The sequence below is a fragment of the Streptomyces sp. 8N616 genome (assembly GCF_052246385.1).
Classification (GTDB): domain Bacteria; phylum Actinomycetota; class Actinomycetes; order Streptomycetales; family Streptomycetaceae; genus Streptomyces.
On record NZ_JBQQBY010000012.1, the window covers coordinates 146,893 to 160,476 of the forward strand.

Below are 13,584 nucleotides of genomic sequence, written 5' to 3' on the forward strand. Positions count from 1 at the left end.
TTCACATGGCGTATGTCACGTCGGCCCGCTCACTTCACGCTGCCCTCCGTCAGGCCCGTACGCCAGTACCGCTGGAGCACGCCCATCAGGATCATCAGCGGCAGGACGGACAGGAAGGCGCCGCCCACCGTGTACTGGTACAGCACGGGCTGCCGGTCCGCGTAGCCCTGCCAGCCGGTCAGGCCGAGCTGGATCGGATAGAGGTCGGAGTCCGAGAGCATCACCAGCGGCAGGAAGAAGTTGTTCCAGATGTGCACGAACTGGAACAGGAAGACGGTCACGAGCGCGGGCGTCATCAGCCGCAGCGCCAGCGTGGCGAAGATCCGCCCTTCGCCCGCCCCGTCGATCCTGGCGGCCTCCAGCAGCGACTCCGGCACGGCCGCGGCCGCGTAGATCCGGCAGAGGTAGACGCCGAAGGGGCTGACGACGCTGGGGATCAGCACCGCCCAGTACGTGTTGGCCAGGCCCATCTCGCTGAACAGCAGATAGAGCGGCAGGGCGAGGGCGGTGCCGGGGATGAGCACCCCGGCCAGGACGAGGTTGAAGATCCCCTCGCGGCCGGGGAAGGGGAACTTCGCCAGCGCGTAACCCGCGGCTGCGGACAGCAGGGTGGCGGCGACCGCGCCCACGCCCGCGTAGAGCAGGCTGTTGCCGAACCAGCGGACGTAGATCCCGTCGTCGTACGCCAGCAGGTCGCCGAGGTAGCGCAGCGGGTGCGGGTCGGCGAACCAGAAGCCGAAGCTGCCGAAGAGGTCCTCGCTGCTCTTGGTCGCCGAGACGACCAGCCAGTAGACGGGCACGAGGAAGTAGACGGCGGCGACGGCGAGCAGCGAGCGCGTGATGATGCGGTAGCGCAGCGGCGGTCCCCCGGGGCCCCGGGCGCCGCCCTGCGCGGCGCCGGATGCCTTCCCCGCCTTGCCGGTCGGCTCAGGGGCTCTGTCCTTGGAGTCCTCCGACACGATCGTCATTCGCCGTCCCTCCCTCGCCGTCCGACCATCCGCAGGAAACCGAAGGACAGCGCGCACGCGACGAGCGCCAGCAGCACCGCCTCGGCCGCCGCGATGTTCTGGTTGTTGCCCTTGAACGCCTCGTTGTAGGCGGCCAGGTTGGGGGTGTAGCCGGAGTTGATGGCGTTGGACAGCGGCTGCAGCACCAGCGGCTCGGCGAAGAGCTGGAGCGTGCCGATGATGCTGAAGACGGTGGTGAGGACGAGCGCGGGCCGGATGAGCGGCAGCTTGATGTGCCGGGCGACCTGCCAGGCGCTCGCCCCGTCGATCCGCGCGGCCTCGTACAGCTCGCCGGGCACGGCCTTGAGCTGGGCGACGAGGACGAGCATGTTGTAGCCCGCGTACTGCCAGGTGACGATGTTGGCGATGGACCACAGGACGGTGCCGCTGGAGAGGAAGTCCAGGTCCCAGCCCACGGACTTGCCCATTTCGACGAACGGGCTGATCCCCGGCACGTAGAGGAATCCCCAGAGGATCGAGGCGATGACCCCGGGCACCCCGTACGGCAGGAAGAAGGCGGTGCGGAAGAGGCCGACCCAGCGCGCGGACGCCGCCTCGAGCAGCAGCGCCAGCGTGGTGGCGAGCGCGAGCATCACCGGGATCTGGACGGCGCCGAAGAGCAGCACGCGCCCGAAGCCGGAGGTGAAGGTGGAGTCCTGCAGCGCGTGCGCGTAGTTGTCCAGGCCCGCGAAGACCTCCTGCGCGGCGCCGCCGAGACCGAGCGGCCCGGACCGCTCGGTCTTCAGCAGGCTCTGGTAGATGGCGTAGCCGATGGGCGCGATGAAGCAGAGCAGGAACAGGGCGAGAAAGGGCAGCAGGAAGCCCGTGGCGGCGCGGGCGTTGCGTGCCTCGGTACGGGTGAGCCGCCTCACCCGGTCTCCACCTTCAGGCCCTTGGCCCTGAGGTCGTCGACGGTCTGCTTCTGCACCTTGGTGAGCACGGAGCGGAAGGAGCCGCCGCTGCTGAGGGCTTCGGTGAAGGCGTCGCCGAGCCGCTGGTAGAGGGTGTCCATGGCCGGGCCCCACTGCCAGCTGGTGTCCACGGCCTTGCCCGCCGCCTCGAAGACCTCGCTGTACTTCTGCCCGCCGAAGAAGTCCCGCTGGCCCTCCATGTCGGCGTTGGTCCAGCCCGACCTGGCGCTGGGCCAGCCGTAGCCGCCGTCGATGAGGAGCTTTATCGACTCGGGGTCGGTGTTGAGCCAGACGGCGAAGGCCATCGCGTCCTTGGGGTACTTGGTGCCGCGGAACACGGACGTGGTCGAACCGCCCCAGTTGGCCGCGGCGTTGTCGCCCTTCTTCCACTGCGGCAGCGGCGCCACCCGCCACTTCCCCGCCGTCTTCGGCGCGTTGCCCACCAGCAGTGCGTCGCCCCAGCTGGCACCGACCCAGGCGGCGATGTCGCCGGTCTGGACGTCCTTGTACCAGGCGTTCTGCCGGTCCGGGATGGTCTTGATCAGCTTCTGCTTGACCAGCGACTCCCAGTAGTCGGCGACCCGCTGGGTCGGCTCGTCGTCGATGGTGACCGTCCAGGTCTCGCCGTCGACGCCGAACCAGCGCGCCCCGGTCTGCCAGGCGAAGCCCGCGAAGCGGTTGCCGTTGGTGGCCGAGAAGGTCTCGATCCAGGCGCCCTTCTTACGGATCGCCTTGGCCGCCGCCTCGTACTCGTCCCAGGTCTGCGGGGTCTCGACGCCCCACTTGTCGAAGAGGTCCTGGCGGACGAAGAGCCCCATCGGGCCGGACGCCTGCGGGATCGCGAAGACGGCCTTCCCGAAGACGCTCTGCTGCCACTGCCAGCCCTCGAACTTGCCCTTGACGTCGGCGGCTCCGTACTTCGTCAGGTCGAGCAGCCCGTTGTCGAGGAGGAAGCTGGGGACGACCGGGTATTCGATCTGGCCGAGGTCCGGCGGGTTGCCCGCCTTGATGGCGGCGTGCATCTTCGCGTACTGCGCGCCGTTGACCGCCGAGACCTTCTCCAGCTTGATCTGGACTGAAGGGTTCTTGCTGTTCCACAGCTGGACGGGCTTGTCGATGCCGGGCACCCAGGACCAGAAGGTGAGCGTGACCTTCTCGCCTTTCTTGCGGCCCGCGGGTTCGCCGCCACTGTCGTCGCTGTCGCCGCAGCCGGCGAGGGCCAGCCCCGCGGCCACGGCGGCGGCGCCACCGAGAACGGTACGGCGGTCCGGTCCATGTGCGCTCATGACAGCTCCTCCACGGGAATCCGGCGAAAGGTGATGGTGGTGTACGCGCTGAAGTCACCGGTCTCGTACAGCAGTCCGACGGTGCCGTCGTCGATGCGTACGAGGTCGGAGTAGGCGGCGGGGAGGCCGTCGACGGTGTGCACGGGCTGCCAGGTCACGCCGTGGTCGCGGCTGGCCCGTACGGTCATCAGGGCACGGAAGCCGGGGTCGGCCGGCCCGGAGAAGAGCAGCACGTCCGGGTCCCCGAGAGGGAGCACGCTGCCCTCGACGACCGGGCCCGTCAGCCCGGCCTGCGGGCGGAAGGGCCGCTCCAGGGTCTCGCCGCCGTCACCGGAGTGGGCGTCGGCGCGGGTGCCCGGGGCGGGAGAGTCGTTGCGGCAGTTGAAGTAGACGCGGCCGTCGGGGAGTTCGGCGGCGGTCGTCTCGTTGGCGTTGATGTAGCCGTTGGACCTGCTGTCGGTGTAGCCGATCCGCCAGGTCTCGCCGCCGTCGTCGCTCAGCAGGGAGTGGCCGCCGTCGTACTTGCCCTCGGCGCCGGTGTCGTCGCCGGACGGCGGGGCGGAGTGGTTGGCGGGGACGACGATCCGGCCGGCGTGCGGGCCGTGCCGCAGCTGGATGGCGTGCCCGGGCGTGGTCGCGTACCAGCGCCAGTCGGGATTCTTCACGGACTCGGTGATCTCGCGGGCGGCGCTCCACGTCCTGCCGTGGTCGTCGCTGTGCTGCAGCCACACCCGGCGTCCGTCCACGGCGGGGACCCGCCCGAGGCGGATCTCCTGCTCGGTCGCGTAGGCCGCGTTGCGCACGTGGACGAGGACGACCCGGCCGGTATCGAGGACGACCGGGGCCGGGTTGCCCGCGGTGTCGTCGCCGTTCTCCGCCGCGATCTGCAGCTCACCCCAGGTGCGGCCGCCGTCGGTGGACCGCTTAAGCACGATGTCGATGTCGCCGAAGTCCTCCTCGGACCCGACGCGGCCCTCGCAGAAGGCGAGCAGCGCTCCGTCAGCGGCCCGGACCACGGCCGGAATGCGGAAGCTGGCATACCCCTCGGCGCCCGCCCTGAAGGGTACGGAGTCCTCGTAAGCGGCCACGCCGACTGCCATTCAGCCCCTCCCGATGCCCCATCGCATACGAGCGGACGTAGGACGTCCCTTGTCCTGCCGCGAACCATAGGCAGGACCCAACGGACCGTCAAGGCACGCCACATGAACATCCGGTGGACCGCGGTCGCGGCGCGGCACACGTGGTGGCAGTCCTGTGACACCCGTGTGGGGGACCCTCCCCGGAAGCGGCCCGCGCGTGCCCGGCCATAGGGCAGGATGCCCCGCCATGGACGCCGTACGGGTCGCGCTGCTGCGCGAAGTGCTCGCAGGGACGGAGTGGTTGGAGGCCACCCGGCGGTTCGCAGGGACGCTGCGGGCGTCCGTCGGGCCGCACGGCGGCGGGCTGCTGCTGGTCGGCAGCGAGGCGTACGAGCCGTGGCATCTGGCGGCGCACCTGGACGACGAGGCCGCCTGGGCCGGCCTGCCCGAGCTGTCCCCCACGCTCGTACGGCACCGGGTGCGGCCGGGCGAACCCGCCCACCTGGCGGTCGGGCTCGGCAGGATCGAGGCGGCCGGGCGCGGCGAGACGCTGCTCGTGGTGACGCCGGAGCGGCCGGACGAGGGCCTGCTGGAGCGGGTGCACGACGCGCGCAGGTCCGGGGCGACGGTCCTCGCGCTCGACGGCGGCGACCGCGATCTGCACGCGCTGGCGCACGAGGCGCTGGCGGCACCGGGCGGCTTGGTGCCTCGGGGTACGGGCGCGGCGGCTCCTGGTACGGGCATGGCGGCTCCGGGTTCGCCGGGCGGCCGGGGGACTCCGGGCGGCCGCGGGGCTCCGGGAACGGGCGCGGTCCCTCCGGGCACGGGTGCGGCGGGCGGCCGGGACGTGCCGGCCGGTCTGGGCGGCCCAGCCGCGACGGCTGGTCCGGGCGGCCCGGCCGTGCCGGCTGGCGCGGCCGAAGCCGGGCGCGGTTCCGAGTTCGGGTTCGAGACCGTTCAGCACCTGGTCAGTGCCGCCGCCGGGGAGAACCGGCTGCCCTCGCCGCGCAGCCGCCGCGGCTTCCGCGACCGGCTGGCCCGGATCGCCGAGCAGCTGACGCTGCCGCCGCCCGCGCGGTGGTAGCCGGGGCCCGTACGACTCGGCGGCGCGCACGCGAGCGCGCGGGCCGCCGCCGCGTCACCGCCCCGCTGCAGCGCGACCGGCGTCAGCTCTCGTCCGGGCCCTTCCCGGCAGGGCCGTCGTGCCAGCGCGGGTCGTTCTCCCACTGGAGGTTCCGCTCGGCGGCGATCTGCAGGGCGTGCTCGGCCTCGCCGCGCGTGCCGTAGGGACCGAAGCGGTCCTTGGCAGGGCACTCGGGCCCTTCCTCGACCTTCCGGTGCTCGAGGCAGTAGTACCACTCGCCCGGCTTCCCCACCGTTCTCCTCTTGAACAGCGCCATCGCCGATCTCCTCTCTCCGCCGCCTCTGCCGCCTCTGCCGCCATGCTGCCCGATGGGACCTCGATACACTCGCTGGCATGTCCAGCCAGTCACTTCTCGCCCCTGGGACCGTGTCCCCCACCCGTGCCGTGCCCGCCTCCATCCCGCGTCCCGAGTACGTGGGGAAGGACGCCCCGACCCCGTACACCGGGTCCGAGGTGCAGGATGCGGAAACGATCGAGCGCATGCGCATCGCCGGGCGGATCGCCGCGCAGGCCATGGCCGAGGCCGCCAAGCTCATCTCGCCCGGCGTGACCACGGACGAGCTGGACCGGGTCGCGCACGAGTTCATGTGCGACCACGGGGCCTACCCCTCGACGCTGGGCTACCGGGGCTTCCCGAAGTCGCTGTGCTCCTCGCTCAACGAGGTCATCTGCCACGGCATCCCGGACTCGACGGTGCTGCGCGACGGCGACATCGTGAACCTCGACGTCACCGCGTACATCCACGGCGTGCACGGCGACAACAACGCCACGTATCTGTGCGGGGACGTCGACGAGGAGTCGCGGCTGCTGGTGGAGCGGACGCGGGAGTCGCTGAACCGGGCGATCAAGGCGGTCAGGCCGGGCCGGCAGATCAACGTGATCGGCCGGGTCATCGAGTCGTACGCGAAGCGGTTCGGCTACGGCGTGGTCCGCGACTTCACCGGCCACGGGATCAACTCGTCCTTCCACTCCGGCCTGATCATCCCGCACTACGACAGCCCGAACGCCACCACCGTCATGCGGCCGGGGATGACCTTCACCATCGAACCGATGCTGACGCTGGGGACGCACGAGTACGACATGTGGGCCGACGGCTGGACGGTCGTCACGAAGGACCGGAAGCGGACGGCGCAGTTCGAGCACACGCTGGTGGTGACCGAGGCGGGTGCGGAGATCCTGACCCTGCCGTAGCCTGGCAGCCGCAGGGTTTTACCGACGGGACGTCGGGAAGCATTGACTTAGGCAAGCCTAAGTAGTTAGGTATGCCTAAGTAAGCGTGAGTGCTCATCCTTGCCTCGTCCCACGGACCCGGAGGCCGCCTTGGAACCGACGCCGTTCTCCACGCAAATCCGTACCGCCTCGCACGAAGCGCACACGGAGGCGGAGAACTCGACGTTCATGAGCGACCTGCTCGGCGGGCGGCTCGGCGTGGAGGCGTACGCGCGCTACACCGAGCAGCTGTGGTTCGTCTACCGGGCGCTCGAGGACTCCGCGGAGCACCTCGCGGGCGATCCGGTCGCCGGGCCCTTCCTCCTGCCGGAGTTGCTGCGCGTCGAATCGCTGGAGCGGGACCTCGGCCATCTGCACGGCGGCCGCGCCGACTGGTCCGCGGGCCTGCGCCCGCTCCCGGCGACCGCCGCCTACGCCTCCCGTATCACCGAGGTCGCCCGCGACTGGCCGGCCGGCTATGTCGCCCACCACTACACCCGCTACCTCGGCGACCTCTCCGGCGGCCAGATCATCCGCTCCACCGCCGAGAAGTCCTGGGGCTTCGAGCGCAAGGGCGACGGCGTCCGGTTCTACGTCTTCGCGGGCATCGGCAACCCGGCCGCCTTCAAGCGGGAGTACCGCGCGCTGCTGGACGCGCTGCCGCTGGACGACCTGGAGAAGCAGCGGGTCGTGGAGGAGTGCAAGCGCGCATTCGCCCTGAACACGGCGGTGTTCCGGGAGCTGGGCGAGCGGTTCCCGCTCAGCGCGTAGCCTGCGCGGCCGCGACCGCGGCCGCCAGCTCGTGCACGGCGTCGCGCACACCCGGAGGGATGCGCTCCTGCTGCGCGGCTCGCCGTGCGGTGCACTTCAGGATCGTGAACGTACGAGCCGAGCCGATGCCGTGGACCGCGCGCGCCAGAGTCTCGGCCGTGCGTTCCGCGTCGCTCCACGCGCCCGCGCCGAGGTAGGACGCGAGCAACTGGGCGTCGAAGATGCTGCCGTAGCCCACCCGCGCGCCCGCCTCGTGCAGCGCCGCCCGCTCCAGGTACGGGATGGCGCGGCGCCAGTCCGCGGCGTCGAGATGCCGGCCGCCCTCGTGGCCGTCGATCTCGTCCATCGACACCCACCACGCCCAGAACGGGTCGTTCCCGCGCTCGCCCTCCGCGAGCAACGACCGCGCGCGGTCGAAGGACCTGGCCGCCTCCCGGGCGCGGCCGGTGCCGAAGAGCCCGTTCGCCTCGCGGATACGGAAGATCGCCTCCGCACGCGGGGTCAGCCGCTCCCGGTCCAGGACGGAGCGGGCGATGGCGAGCTCCTCGCGAGCACGGCCGGCCCATCCGGCGTGCAGCGCCACGTTCTGCAGGATGAGGAGCTCGATCGTCCGGTCCCCCGCGCTCCGCGCCAGCCGGAGCGCCTCCCGGTTGAACCGGCGGGCGGAGGCGTGCCGCTCCGCGTCAAAGAGCATCCAGGCGGCGACTTCCGCCAATTCCGCTGCCGCAGAGTGAATTTCGCGCTCGTACCGCGCGCCCCGAATTCCGTCGTGCAAGGCGCGACGGACGGATACGAAGGCGCGCGCCGCTGTGGCGGCGGCGGAGGATCCGCTGAACGCGTTGTCGAGTACGACGAGTTGGCGTGAGGTTGCGCGGACCGCCTCGGCGTACGCTTCGGTCGCGGCTGCGCCCTTGGCGTCCATGTGCGCGATGCTACCGAATTCCCGGTGCGGCTCCCGGGTTCCGGGCGCGCGGCCCGAGTGCACAGAAGAGGGCGAGCCACTGGGCCGGAGTCACGTATCCGACCGGCGCGGATGCGTCGACGGCGAGTGTTCGGAAGGCCGCCCGGGTCCGTGCGGGCCCGTGGCGTCGCGCGAGGGTGGCCCGGAGGGAGCCGCCAGTACCGGTGAAGCCGTGGGCGACGAAGTCGCGGTAGGCGGCGAGCCGGTTCCGGGGCAGCAGCAGGGTCGGGCGGCGCTGGATGCGCAGGACCGCCGAGTCGGTGCGCGGGACGGGCGTGAAACTCTCCCGCGCGATGCGGGCGACGAAGCGCCAGTCGTACTCCGGCCAGGTCTCGACGGTCAGCCGGGTCCAGCGCCCGTAGCCCCCGGTGCGCTTACGGGCGTACTCGAGCTGGGTGACCAGGGTCGCCGACGTCAGCGCCGGAGCGTCCAGGCACCACCGGACGATGTCCGAGGTCCGCGAGTACGGGATGCTGCCCACGACGGCGAAGGGCTCGCGCGGCGGACGGGCCCGCACGAAGTCCCCTTGCACGACAAGGACGTTCGGGTGCGCGCGGGTGCGGTGCGGGAGCCGGGCGGCCAGCCGGGGGTCGATCTCGTATGCGACGACCTGGCGGGCCGTACGGGCCAGGGCGCGGGTGAGCACCCCTTCACCGGCGCCGGGTTCGACGACCAGATCGGCGGGGCGGACGCGGGCGGAGCGCACGACGAGGCGTACGGCGGCGGCGTTGTGCAGGAAGTTCTGGGAAAGGGCGATGCGGCGGCGTGCCACGGGTGAAGTCCTCTGGTGGGAGGACAGGCGTGCGGAAGTCGGGGCCTGTCCGAGTCGACGGGGACATCGGAGGCCCTGGGCACGCGCGCAGGACGGATCGCGGAAGGCGGAACGCGTGAGACGCGAAAAAGAGTGACGCGGCAGCGATCAGACGCCGTACGAGTCCTGGCGGACCAGGGCCTGGCGCCGGCCGCGCGGGCGGCGGGTCTGGAGCGGACTCCAGCCGGTGTGCCACGCGGCGGCGCGCACACCGTTGATGATCGCCATGAAGGCTGCGGACATGGCCCCGACGCTAGCGGCACCGCCCGCGGCGGACAAACGATTTGAGGACGGGCACCGATCCGCGTCCGTAGGCATCCGGCAGCGCAAGGTGTTGCGCTCCCCGCACCGGAAGCGCTTCGGCGTATGCCTGATTGCAGGAAGCGCTTGCCGCAGCAGGCGTGGTGGAGTTCACACAGCGCCACTTTTCGGCCCGCTTCCGCGGCGCGCGGGCGGCCTCACGTGCGTTCGCGTACTGGCCCGGCGGGCGCAGCAGCCGCGGAGAGGAACAGAAAGGGCTTGGATTCGGCCGTCGGCCAAAGGTGAACCCGCGGGGTATCAGGCAGCAAATAACGGCAAACCCCGGCGGACGCCCAGTCGATTGCCATACCGTCACAGCACTTGCACAGCACTTGCGCACCATCGTCACTTGGGGAAGTGATCCGGTGCGCCTTTGGTCGCGACGTGCCAGGGGGGTCCATGCGGCGTGTCGGTATGTCCTATTCCGGATCGGGGGCCGGGCGGCTCAGACCGGTATCCGCTCAAAGCACTCTGCCCGGCGGCAGGCGCAGCGACAAGGCGCCGTGGTATCTGCCCGTGGCGCTGGCCACGGATGTGCTGGGCATCGCAGTGCCCGTGCTCATCGTCTTCGGTGTCACACGCCAGCCGCATCCGGTCCTGGCCGCGCTCACCGCGACGGCCGTCTGGCTCGGCGTACGGGCGTCCCATCGCCGCTACGCCGCCCACGCGCTGGGCGAGTCGCGTGGCGTACTGCCCGTACTCCGCGACTGGTTCACGATGCTGGGGCTGCTCGCGGTCGCCCGGGTGGCCCTCGGGGAGAGTTCCGAACCCGCGCTGGCGCTGCTCGCGCTGTCGGCCGCGCCGCCGGTGACCGTCGTCTGCCGGAAGGCGACCCACCGGCATCTGACCGCGCTGCGGCGCGAGGCGCAGTCCGTGCACCGCGTGCTGGTGATAGGCGAACCGGGTGCCGCGGACGACGTGGTCGAGCACCTGGCGAGCCGGACGGATCACGCGTACGTGGTCGTCGGCGCGGTCCCGGTGGGCGAAGGGCAGCTCACATCCGGGCTCCCTGCCCTCACCCGCCTCGGCTCCGCCCCGCCCGCCACCCCGAACGAGGACTGGGTCCCGGTCCTGGCCGCGACCGAACAGCTGGGCGCGGAGCTGGTGCTGGTGGCCCCCGGCCCCCGGCTCAGCGGGGAGCGGCTGCGCAGGCTCTCCTGGGCGCTGCACGACGCCGGGCTGCCGCTGGCCGTCTCGCCCGGTCTGACGGACGTGGCGCTGCGCCGGATCCAGGCGGCCACGGTCGCCGGGCTCTCGCTGCTGCACGTCGCACCGCCGGTGCGGCGCGGACTGCACCTGGTCGCGAAGTCGGCACTCGACCGGGCGGGGGCGGCGCTGGGTCTGCTGCTGCTGGCTCCGCTGTACGGGCTGCTGGCGCTGGCCATACGGCTCGACTCCGCCGGTCCCGCGCTGCACCGCCAGACCCGGATCGGGCAGGACGGCACCCCCTTCACCATGTGGAAGTTCCGCACGATGGTGGCGGACGCCGAGCAGCGCCGGGTGGAGCTGATATCCGCCAACGAGCAGGACGGGCCGCTCTTCAAGATGCGGCGCGATCCGCGCGTGACACGGATCGGCCGGTGGCTGCGGCGCAGCTCGCTGGACGAACTGCCGCAGTTGGTGAACGTGTTGCGCGGCGACATGTCGCTGGTGGGGCCGCGGCCGCCACTGCCGGACGAGGTCGCGCAGTACGACGAGGTGGCGGCACGGCGGCTCACGGTGAAGCCGGGGCTCACGGGGCTGTGGCAGGTCAGCGGGCGCTCGGAGCTGTCCTGGGACGAGACGGTGGCGCTGGACCTGCGGTACGCGGACAACTGGTCGATCGGCGGGGACCTGGATGTCATCGCCCGTACGTTTCGGGCCGTCGTCGACGGCCGTGGGGCGTACTGAGGTGGCAACGAATGCCCACGACCCGTCAGTCCTGCGCCAGCCAGTTCGCGTATACCGATGCAATGCCGTCCCGCAAAGGGACCCTCGGCTTCCAGCCGAGCGACGCCATCCGCGAGATGTCCAAGAGCTTGCGCGGGGTGCCGTCCGGCTTCGTCGGGTCGAAGGCGATACGGCCCTCGAAGCCCGTCACATCCCGCACCGTCTCGGCCAGTTCGCGGATCGTCAGGTCCTCGCCGCAGCCGACGTTGACCGGCTCGTCCCCGTCGTAGCGCCGCAGCAGCAGCGCGCAGGCCGCCGCCAGGTCGTCCACGTGCAGGAACTCGCGGCGCGGGGTGCCGGTGCCCCACAGCACGACCTCCTCCCGCCCGTCCCGCTTCGCCTCGTGGAAGCGCCGGATGAGCGCGGGCAGGACGTGCGAGGTCTCGAGGTCGAAGTTGTCGCCGGGCCCGTAGAGGTTGGTCGGCATGGCGGAGATGTACGAGGCGCCGTACTGCCGCCGGTAGGACTGGACCTGCACGATTCCGGCGATCTTGGCCAGCGCGTACGGCTCGTTGGTCGGCTCCAGCGGGCCGGTCAGCAGCGCGTCCTCGCGGATCGGCTGCGGCGCCAGCTTGGGGTAGATGCACGACGAGCCGAGGAAGAGGAGCCGGCCGGTGCCGGCCGCGTGCGCTCCGGCGATCACGCTGAGCTGGATGCGCAGGTTGTCCTCGAGGAACTGCACCGGATAAGTGCTGTTGGCCATGATGCCGCCCACTTTGGCGGCGGCCAGCACGACGGCGTCAGGACGTACATCCCGCAGAAAGGCCTCGGTCCGCGCGGCGTCGCGCAGATCGAGCTCCGCCCGGCCGCGGGTGATCACCTCATGCCCTTCCGCGGTGAGGCGGCGGGTGATCGCGGATCCGACCAGGCCCCGGTGGCCCGCCACGAATATCCGGGCCCCGCCCGGCAACAGCTCGTTCGCTCGCGTCATGGCACCGGATTCTGCCAGGGCGAATGACCGCATAGCGCACATACGCACAAATCCCGAGGGGGGACAGACACATCATGGGCAAAACCGCACTGATCACCGGCGTCACCGGCCAGGACGGCTCCTATCTCGCCGAGCTGCTGCTGTCGAAGGGCTACACCGTGCACGGCCTGCTGCGCCGGTCGTCCTCGTTCAACACCGAGCGGCTCGATCACATCTACCAGGGGCCGCAGGAGCCCGACCGAAGACTCGTCCTGCACCACGCCGACCTCTCCGACGGCGTGGCGCTGGTGAATCTGCTGCGCGACCTCGGACCCGACGAGGTCTACAACCTGGGCGCCCAGTCCCATGTCCGGGTCTCCTTCGACGCGCCGCTCTACACCGGCGACGTGACCGGCATGGGGTCGCTCAGGCTCCTGGAGGCGATCCGGGCGAGCGGCGTCGGCACCCGGATCTACCAGGCGTCGTCCTCGGAGATGTTCGGCGCCACCCCGCCCCCGCAGAACGAGGGGACGCCCTTCCATCCGCGCAGCCCGTACGGCTGCGCCAAGGTCTTCGGCTACTGGACGACGGTCAACTACCGCGAGGCGTACGGCCTCTTCGCCGTCAACGGCATCCTCTTCAACCACGAGTCGCCCCGCCGCGGCGAGACCTTCGTGACCCGCAAGATCACCCGCGCGGTCGCCCGTATCAAGGCCGGCCTCCAGGACCGGCTCTACCTCGGCAACCTCGACGCCCTACGCGACTGGGGCTACGCCCCGGAGTACGTCGAGGCGATGTGGCGGATGCTGCAGCGCGACGAGCCGGACGACTACGTGGTGGCGACGGGCGAGGCCGGGACCGTACGGCAGTTCCTGGAGGTGGCCTTCTCGGCGGCCGGGCTCGACTGGGCCGAATACGTGCGGTTCGACCCCAAGTACGAGCGCCCCAGCGAGGTCGACGCCCTCATCGGGGACGCCTCCAAGGCCGAGTCGCTGCTCGGCTGGAAGCCGGAGGTCAAGTGGCCGGAGCTGGCGCGCATCATGGTGGATGCGGATGTGTCCAAACTTGAGGGGGAGTTGGCCGGTACCACCGTCCGTATCGACAGATGACACGCCAACACGCAAAGTAGCGGCACCATTTTGGCCAATCTGGTTACGGCAAGGTGAGCAGCGCCCTAACCTGCCGTGCACAAGGCGGCCGGTTGGGCCGCCGGACTCGCGAGCGGGCTCGGAACATCGCGAGCGAGCAACACAGCAACAGCAGGGG

General features: G+C 71.1%; 14 protein-coding genes. 5 read left to right on the top strand and 9 right to left on the bottom strand.

Annotated elements, in window-relative coordinates:
* Nucleotides 1-29: 29 nt before the first annotated feature.
* The 4 genes from ACTWQC_RS13530 to ACTWQC_RS13545 are packed head-to-tail and all read right to left on the bottom strand — an operon-like array spanning nucleotide 30 to nucleotide 4,304.
* Nucleotides 30-968, bottom strand: coding sequence for a carbohydrate ABC transporter permease (locus ACTWQC_RS13530; RefSeq protein WP_443315887.1), 939 nt, complete (start codon nucleotides 966-968; stop codon nucleotides 30-32).
* On the bottom strand, nucleotides 965-1,879 hold the full coding sequence (locus ACTWQC_RS13535) for a carbohydrate ABC transporter permease (RefSeq protein WP_443315888.1): 915 nt from the start codon (nucleotides 1,877-1,879) through the stop codon (nucleotides 965-967). Before ACTWQC_RS13535 ends, ACTWQC_RS13530 begins: the two co-directional genes overlap by 4 nt.
* A complete protein-coding gene (locus tag ACTWQC_RS13540) occupies nucleotides 1,876-3,204 on the bottom strand; it encodes an ABC transporter substrate-binding protein (protein ID WP_443315889.1) in 1,329 nt (442 codons plus the stop codon). Before ACTWQC_RS13540 ends, ACTWQC_RS13535 begins: the two co-directional genes overlap by 4 nt.
* Entirely contained in the window at nucleotides 3,201-4,304 is a 1,104-nt protein-coding gene (locus ACTWQC_RS13545) for a sialidase family protein (RefSeq protein WP_443315890.1), read from the bottom strand. The genes ACTWQC_RS13540 and ACTWQC_RS13545 overlap by 4 nt, the downstream gene beginning before the upstream one ends.
* A gap of 226 nt (nucleotides 4,305-4,530) precedes the next feature.
* On the opposite strand from ACTWQC_RS13545, the gene ACTWQC_RS13550 reads away from it, so the two are divergent.
* Nucleotides 4,531-5,367 carry a hypothetical protein gene (locus tag ACTWQC_RS13550; protein ID WP_443315891.1) on the top strand — a complete coding sequence of 279 codons (837 nt, stop codon included), beginning with the start codon at nucleotides 4,531-4,533 and terminating at the stop codon, nucleotides 5,365-5,367.
* 82 nt (nucleotides 5,368-5,449) lie between these two features.
* Here the strand turns inward: ACTWQC_RS13550 and ACTWQC_RS13555 are convergent, their stop codons facing one another.
* Entirely contained in the window at nucleotides 5,450-5,683 is a 234-nt protein-coding gene (locus ACTWQC_RS13555; protein ID WP_443315892.1) for a hypothetical protein, read from the bottom strand.
* 77 nt (nucleotides 5,684-5,760) lie between these two features.
* Between ACTWQC_RS13555 and map the strand changes: the two genes are divergently transcribed.
* Nucleotides 5,761-6,618: a type I methionyl aminopeptidase gene (gene map / locus ACTWQC_RS13560; protein WP_443315893.1), complete on the top strand. Its 858-nt coding sequence runs from the start codon at nucleotides 5,761-5,763 to the stop codon at nucleotides 6,616-6,618.
* Between the two features lie 129 nt (nucleotides 6,619-6,747).
* Entirely contained in the window at nucleotides 6,748-7,407 is a 660-nt protein-coding gene (locus ACTWQC_RS13565; protein ID WP_443315894.1) for a biliverdin-producing heme oxygenase, read from the top strand.
* Here ACTWQC_RS13565 and ACTWQC_RS13570 read toward each other — a convergent pair.
* From ACTWQC_RS13570 to ACTWQC_RS13580, 3 genes are all read right to left on the bottom strand, one after another.
* Entirely contained in the window at nucleotides 7,397-8,329 is a 933-nt protein-coding gene (locus ACTWQC_RS13570) for a hypothetical protein (RefSeq protein ID WP_443315895.1), read from the bottom strand. The genes ACTWQC_RS13565 and ACTWQC_RS13570 overlap by 11 nt on opposite strands.
* Before the next feature lie 10 nt (nucleotides 8,330-8,339).
* Nucleotides 8,340-9,167, bottom strand: a complete 828-nt coding sequence (gene erm, locus ACTWQC_RS13575) for an ErmE/ErmH/ErmO/ErmR family 23S rRNA (adenine(2058)-N(6))-methyltransferase (protein WP_443315928.1) — start codon at nucleotides 9,165-9,167, stop codon at nucleotides 8,340-8,342.
* A gap of 120 nt (nucleotides 9,168-9,287) precedes the next feature.
* Nucleotides 9,288-9,422 carry a hypothetical protein gene (locus ACTWQC_RS13580; RefSeq protein ID WP_443315896.1) on the bottom strand — a complete coding sequence of 45 codons (135 nt, stop codon included), beginning with the start codon at nucleotides 9,420-9,422 and terminating at the stop codon, nucleotides 9,288-9,290.
* Nucleotides 9,423-9,878: 456 nt separating this feature from the next.
* Between ACTWQC_RS13580 and ACTWQC_RS13585 the strand changes: the two genes are divergently transcribed.
* Nucleotides 9,879-11,369 carry a sugar transferase gene (locus ACTWQC_RS13585; protein ID WP_443315897.1) on the top strand — a complete coding sequence of 497 codons (1,491 nt, stop codon included), beginning with the start codon at nucleotides 9,879-9,881 and terminating at the stop codon, nucleotides 11,367-11,369.
* A gap of 25 nt (nucleotides 11,370-11,394) precedes the next feature.
* Here ACTWQC_RS13585 and ACTWQC_RS13590 read toward each other — a convergent pair whose 3' ends face one another.
* Nucleotides 11,395-12,339 carry a GDP-L-fucose synthase family protein gene (locus ACTWQC_RS13590; protein WP_443315898.1) on the bottom strand — a complete coding sequence of 315 codons (945 nt, stop codon included), beginning with the start codon at nucleotides 12,337-12,339 and terminating at the stop codon, nucleotides 11,395-11,397.
* A gap of 74 nt (nucleotides 12,340-12,413) precedes the next feature.
* On the opposite strand from ACTWQC_RS13590, the gene gmd reads away from it, so the two are divergent.
* Entirely contained in the window at nucleotides 12,414-13,427 is a 1,014-nt protein-coding gene (gene gmd / locus ACTWQC_RS13595) for a GDP-mannose 4,6-dehydratase (protein ID WP_443315899.1), read from the top strand.
* The last annotated feature ends 157 nt before the right edge of the window (nucleotides 13,428-13,584 follow it).

Coding starts and splice junctions, on each gene's coding strand:
- ACTWQC_RS13585 (WP_443315897.1), top strand. CDS start 9,879: ATGCGGCGTGTCGGTATGTCCTATTCCGGATCGGGGGCCGGGCGGCTC.
- ACTWQC_RS13580 (WP_443315896.1), bottom strand. CDS start 9,422: ATGTCCGCAGCCTTCATGGCGATCATCAACGGTGTGCGCGCCGCCGCG.
- ACTWQC_RS13555 (WP_443315892.1), bottom strand. CDS start 5,683: ATGGCGCTGTTCAAGAGGAGAACGGTGGGGAAGCCGGGCGAGTGGTAC.
- map (WP_443315893.1), top strand. CDS start 5,761: ATGTCCAGCCAGTCACTTCTCGCCCCTGGGACCGTGTCCCCCACCCGT.
- ACTWQC_RS13530 (WP_443315887.1), bottom strand. CDS start 968: ATGACGATCGTGTCGGAGGACTCCAAGGACAGAGCCCCTGAGCCGACC.
- ACTWQC_RS13590 (WP_443315898.1), bottom strand. CDS start 12,339: ATGACGCGAGCGAACGAGCTGTTGCCGGGCGGGGCCCGGATATTCGTG.
- gmd (WP_443315899.1), top strand. CDS start 12,414: ATGGGCAAAACCGCACTGATCACCGGCGTCACCGGCCAGGACGGCTCC.
- ACTWQC_RS13550 (WP_443315891.1), top strand. CDS start 4,531: ATGGACGCCGTACGGGTCGCGCTGCTGCGCGAAGTGCTCGCAGGGACG.
- ACTWQC_RS13570 (WP_443315895.1), bottom strand. CDS start 8,329: ATGGACGCCAAGGGCGCAGCCGCGACCGAAGCGTACGCCGAGGCGGTC.
- ACTWQC_RS13545 (WP_443315890.1), bottom strand. CDS start 4,304: ATGGCAGTCGGCGTGGCCGCTTACGAGGACTCCGTACCCTTCAGGGCG.
- ACTWQC_RS13540 (WP_443315889.1), bottom strand. CDS start 3,204: ATGAGCGCACATGGACCGGACCGCCGTACCGTTCTCGGTGGCGCCGCC.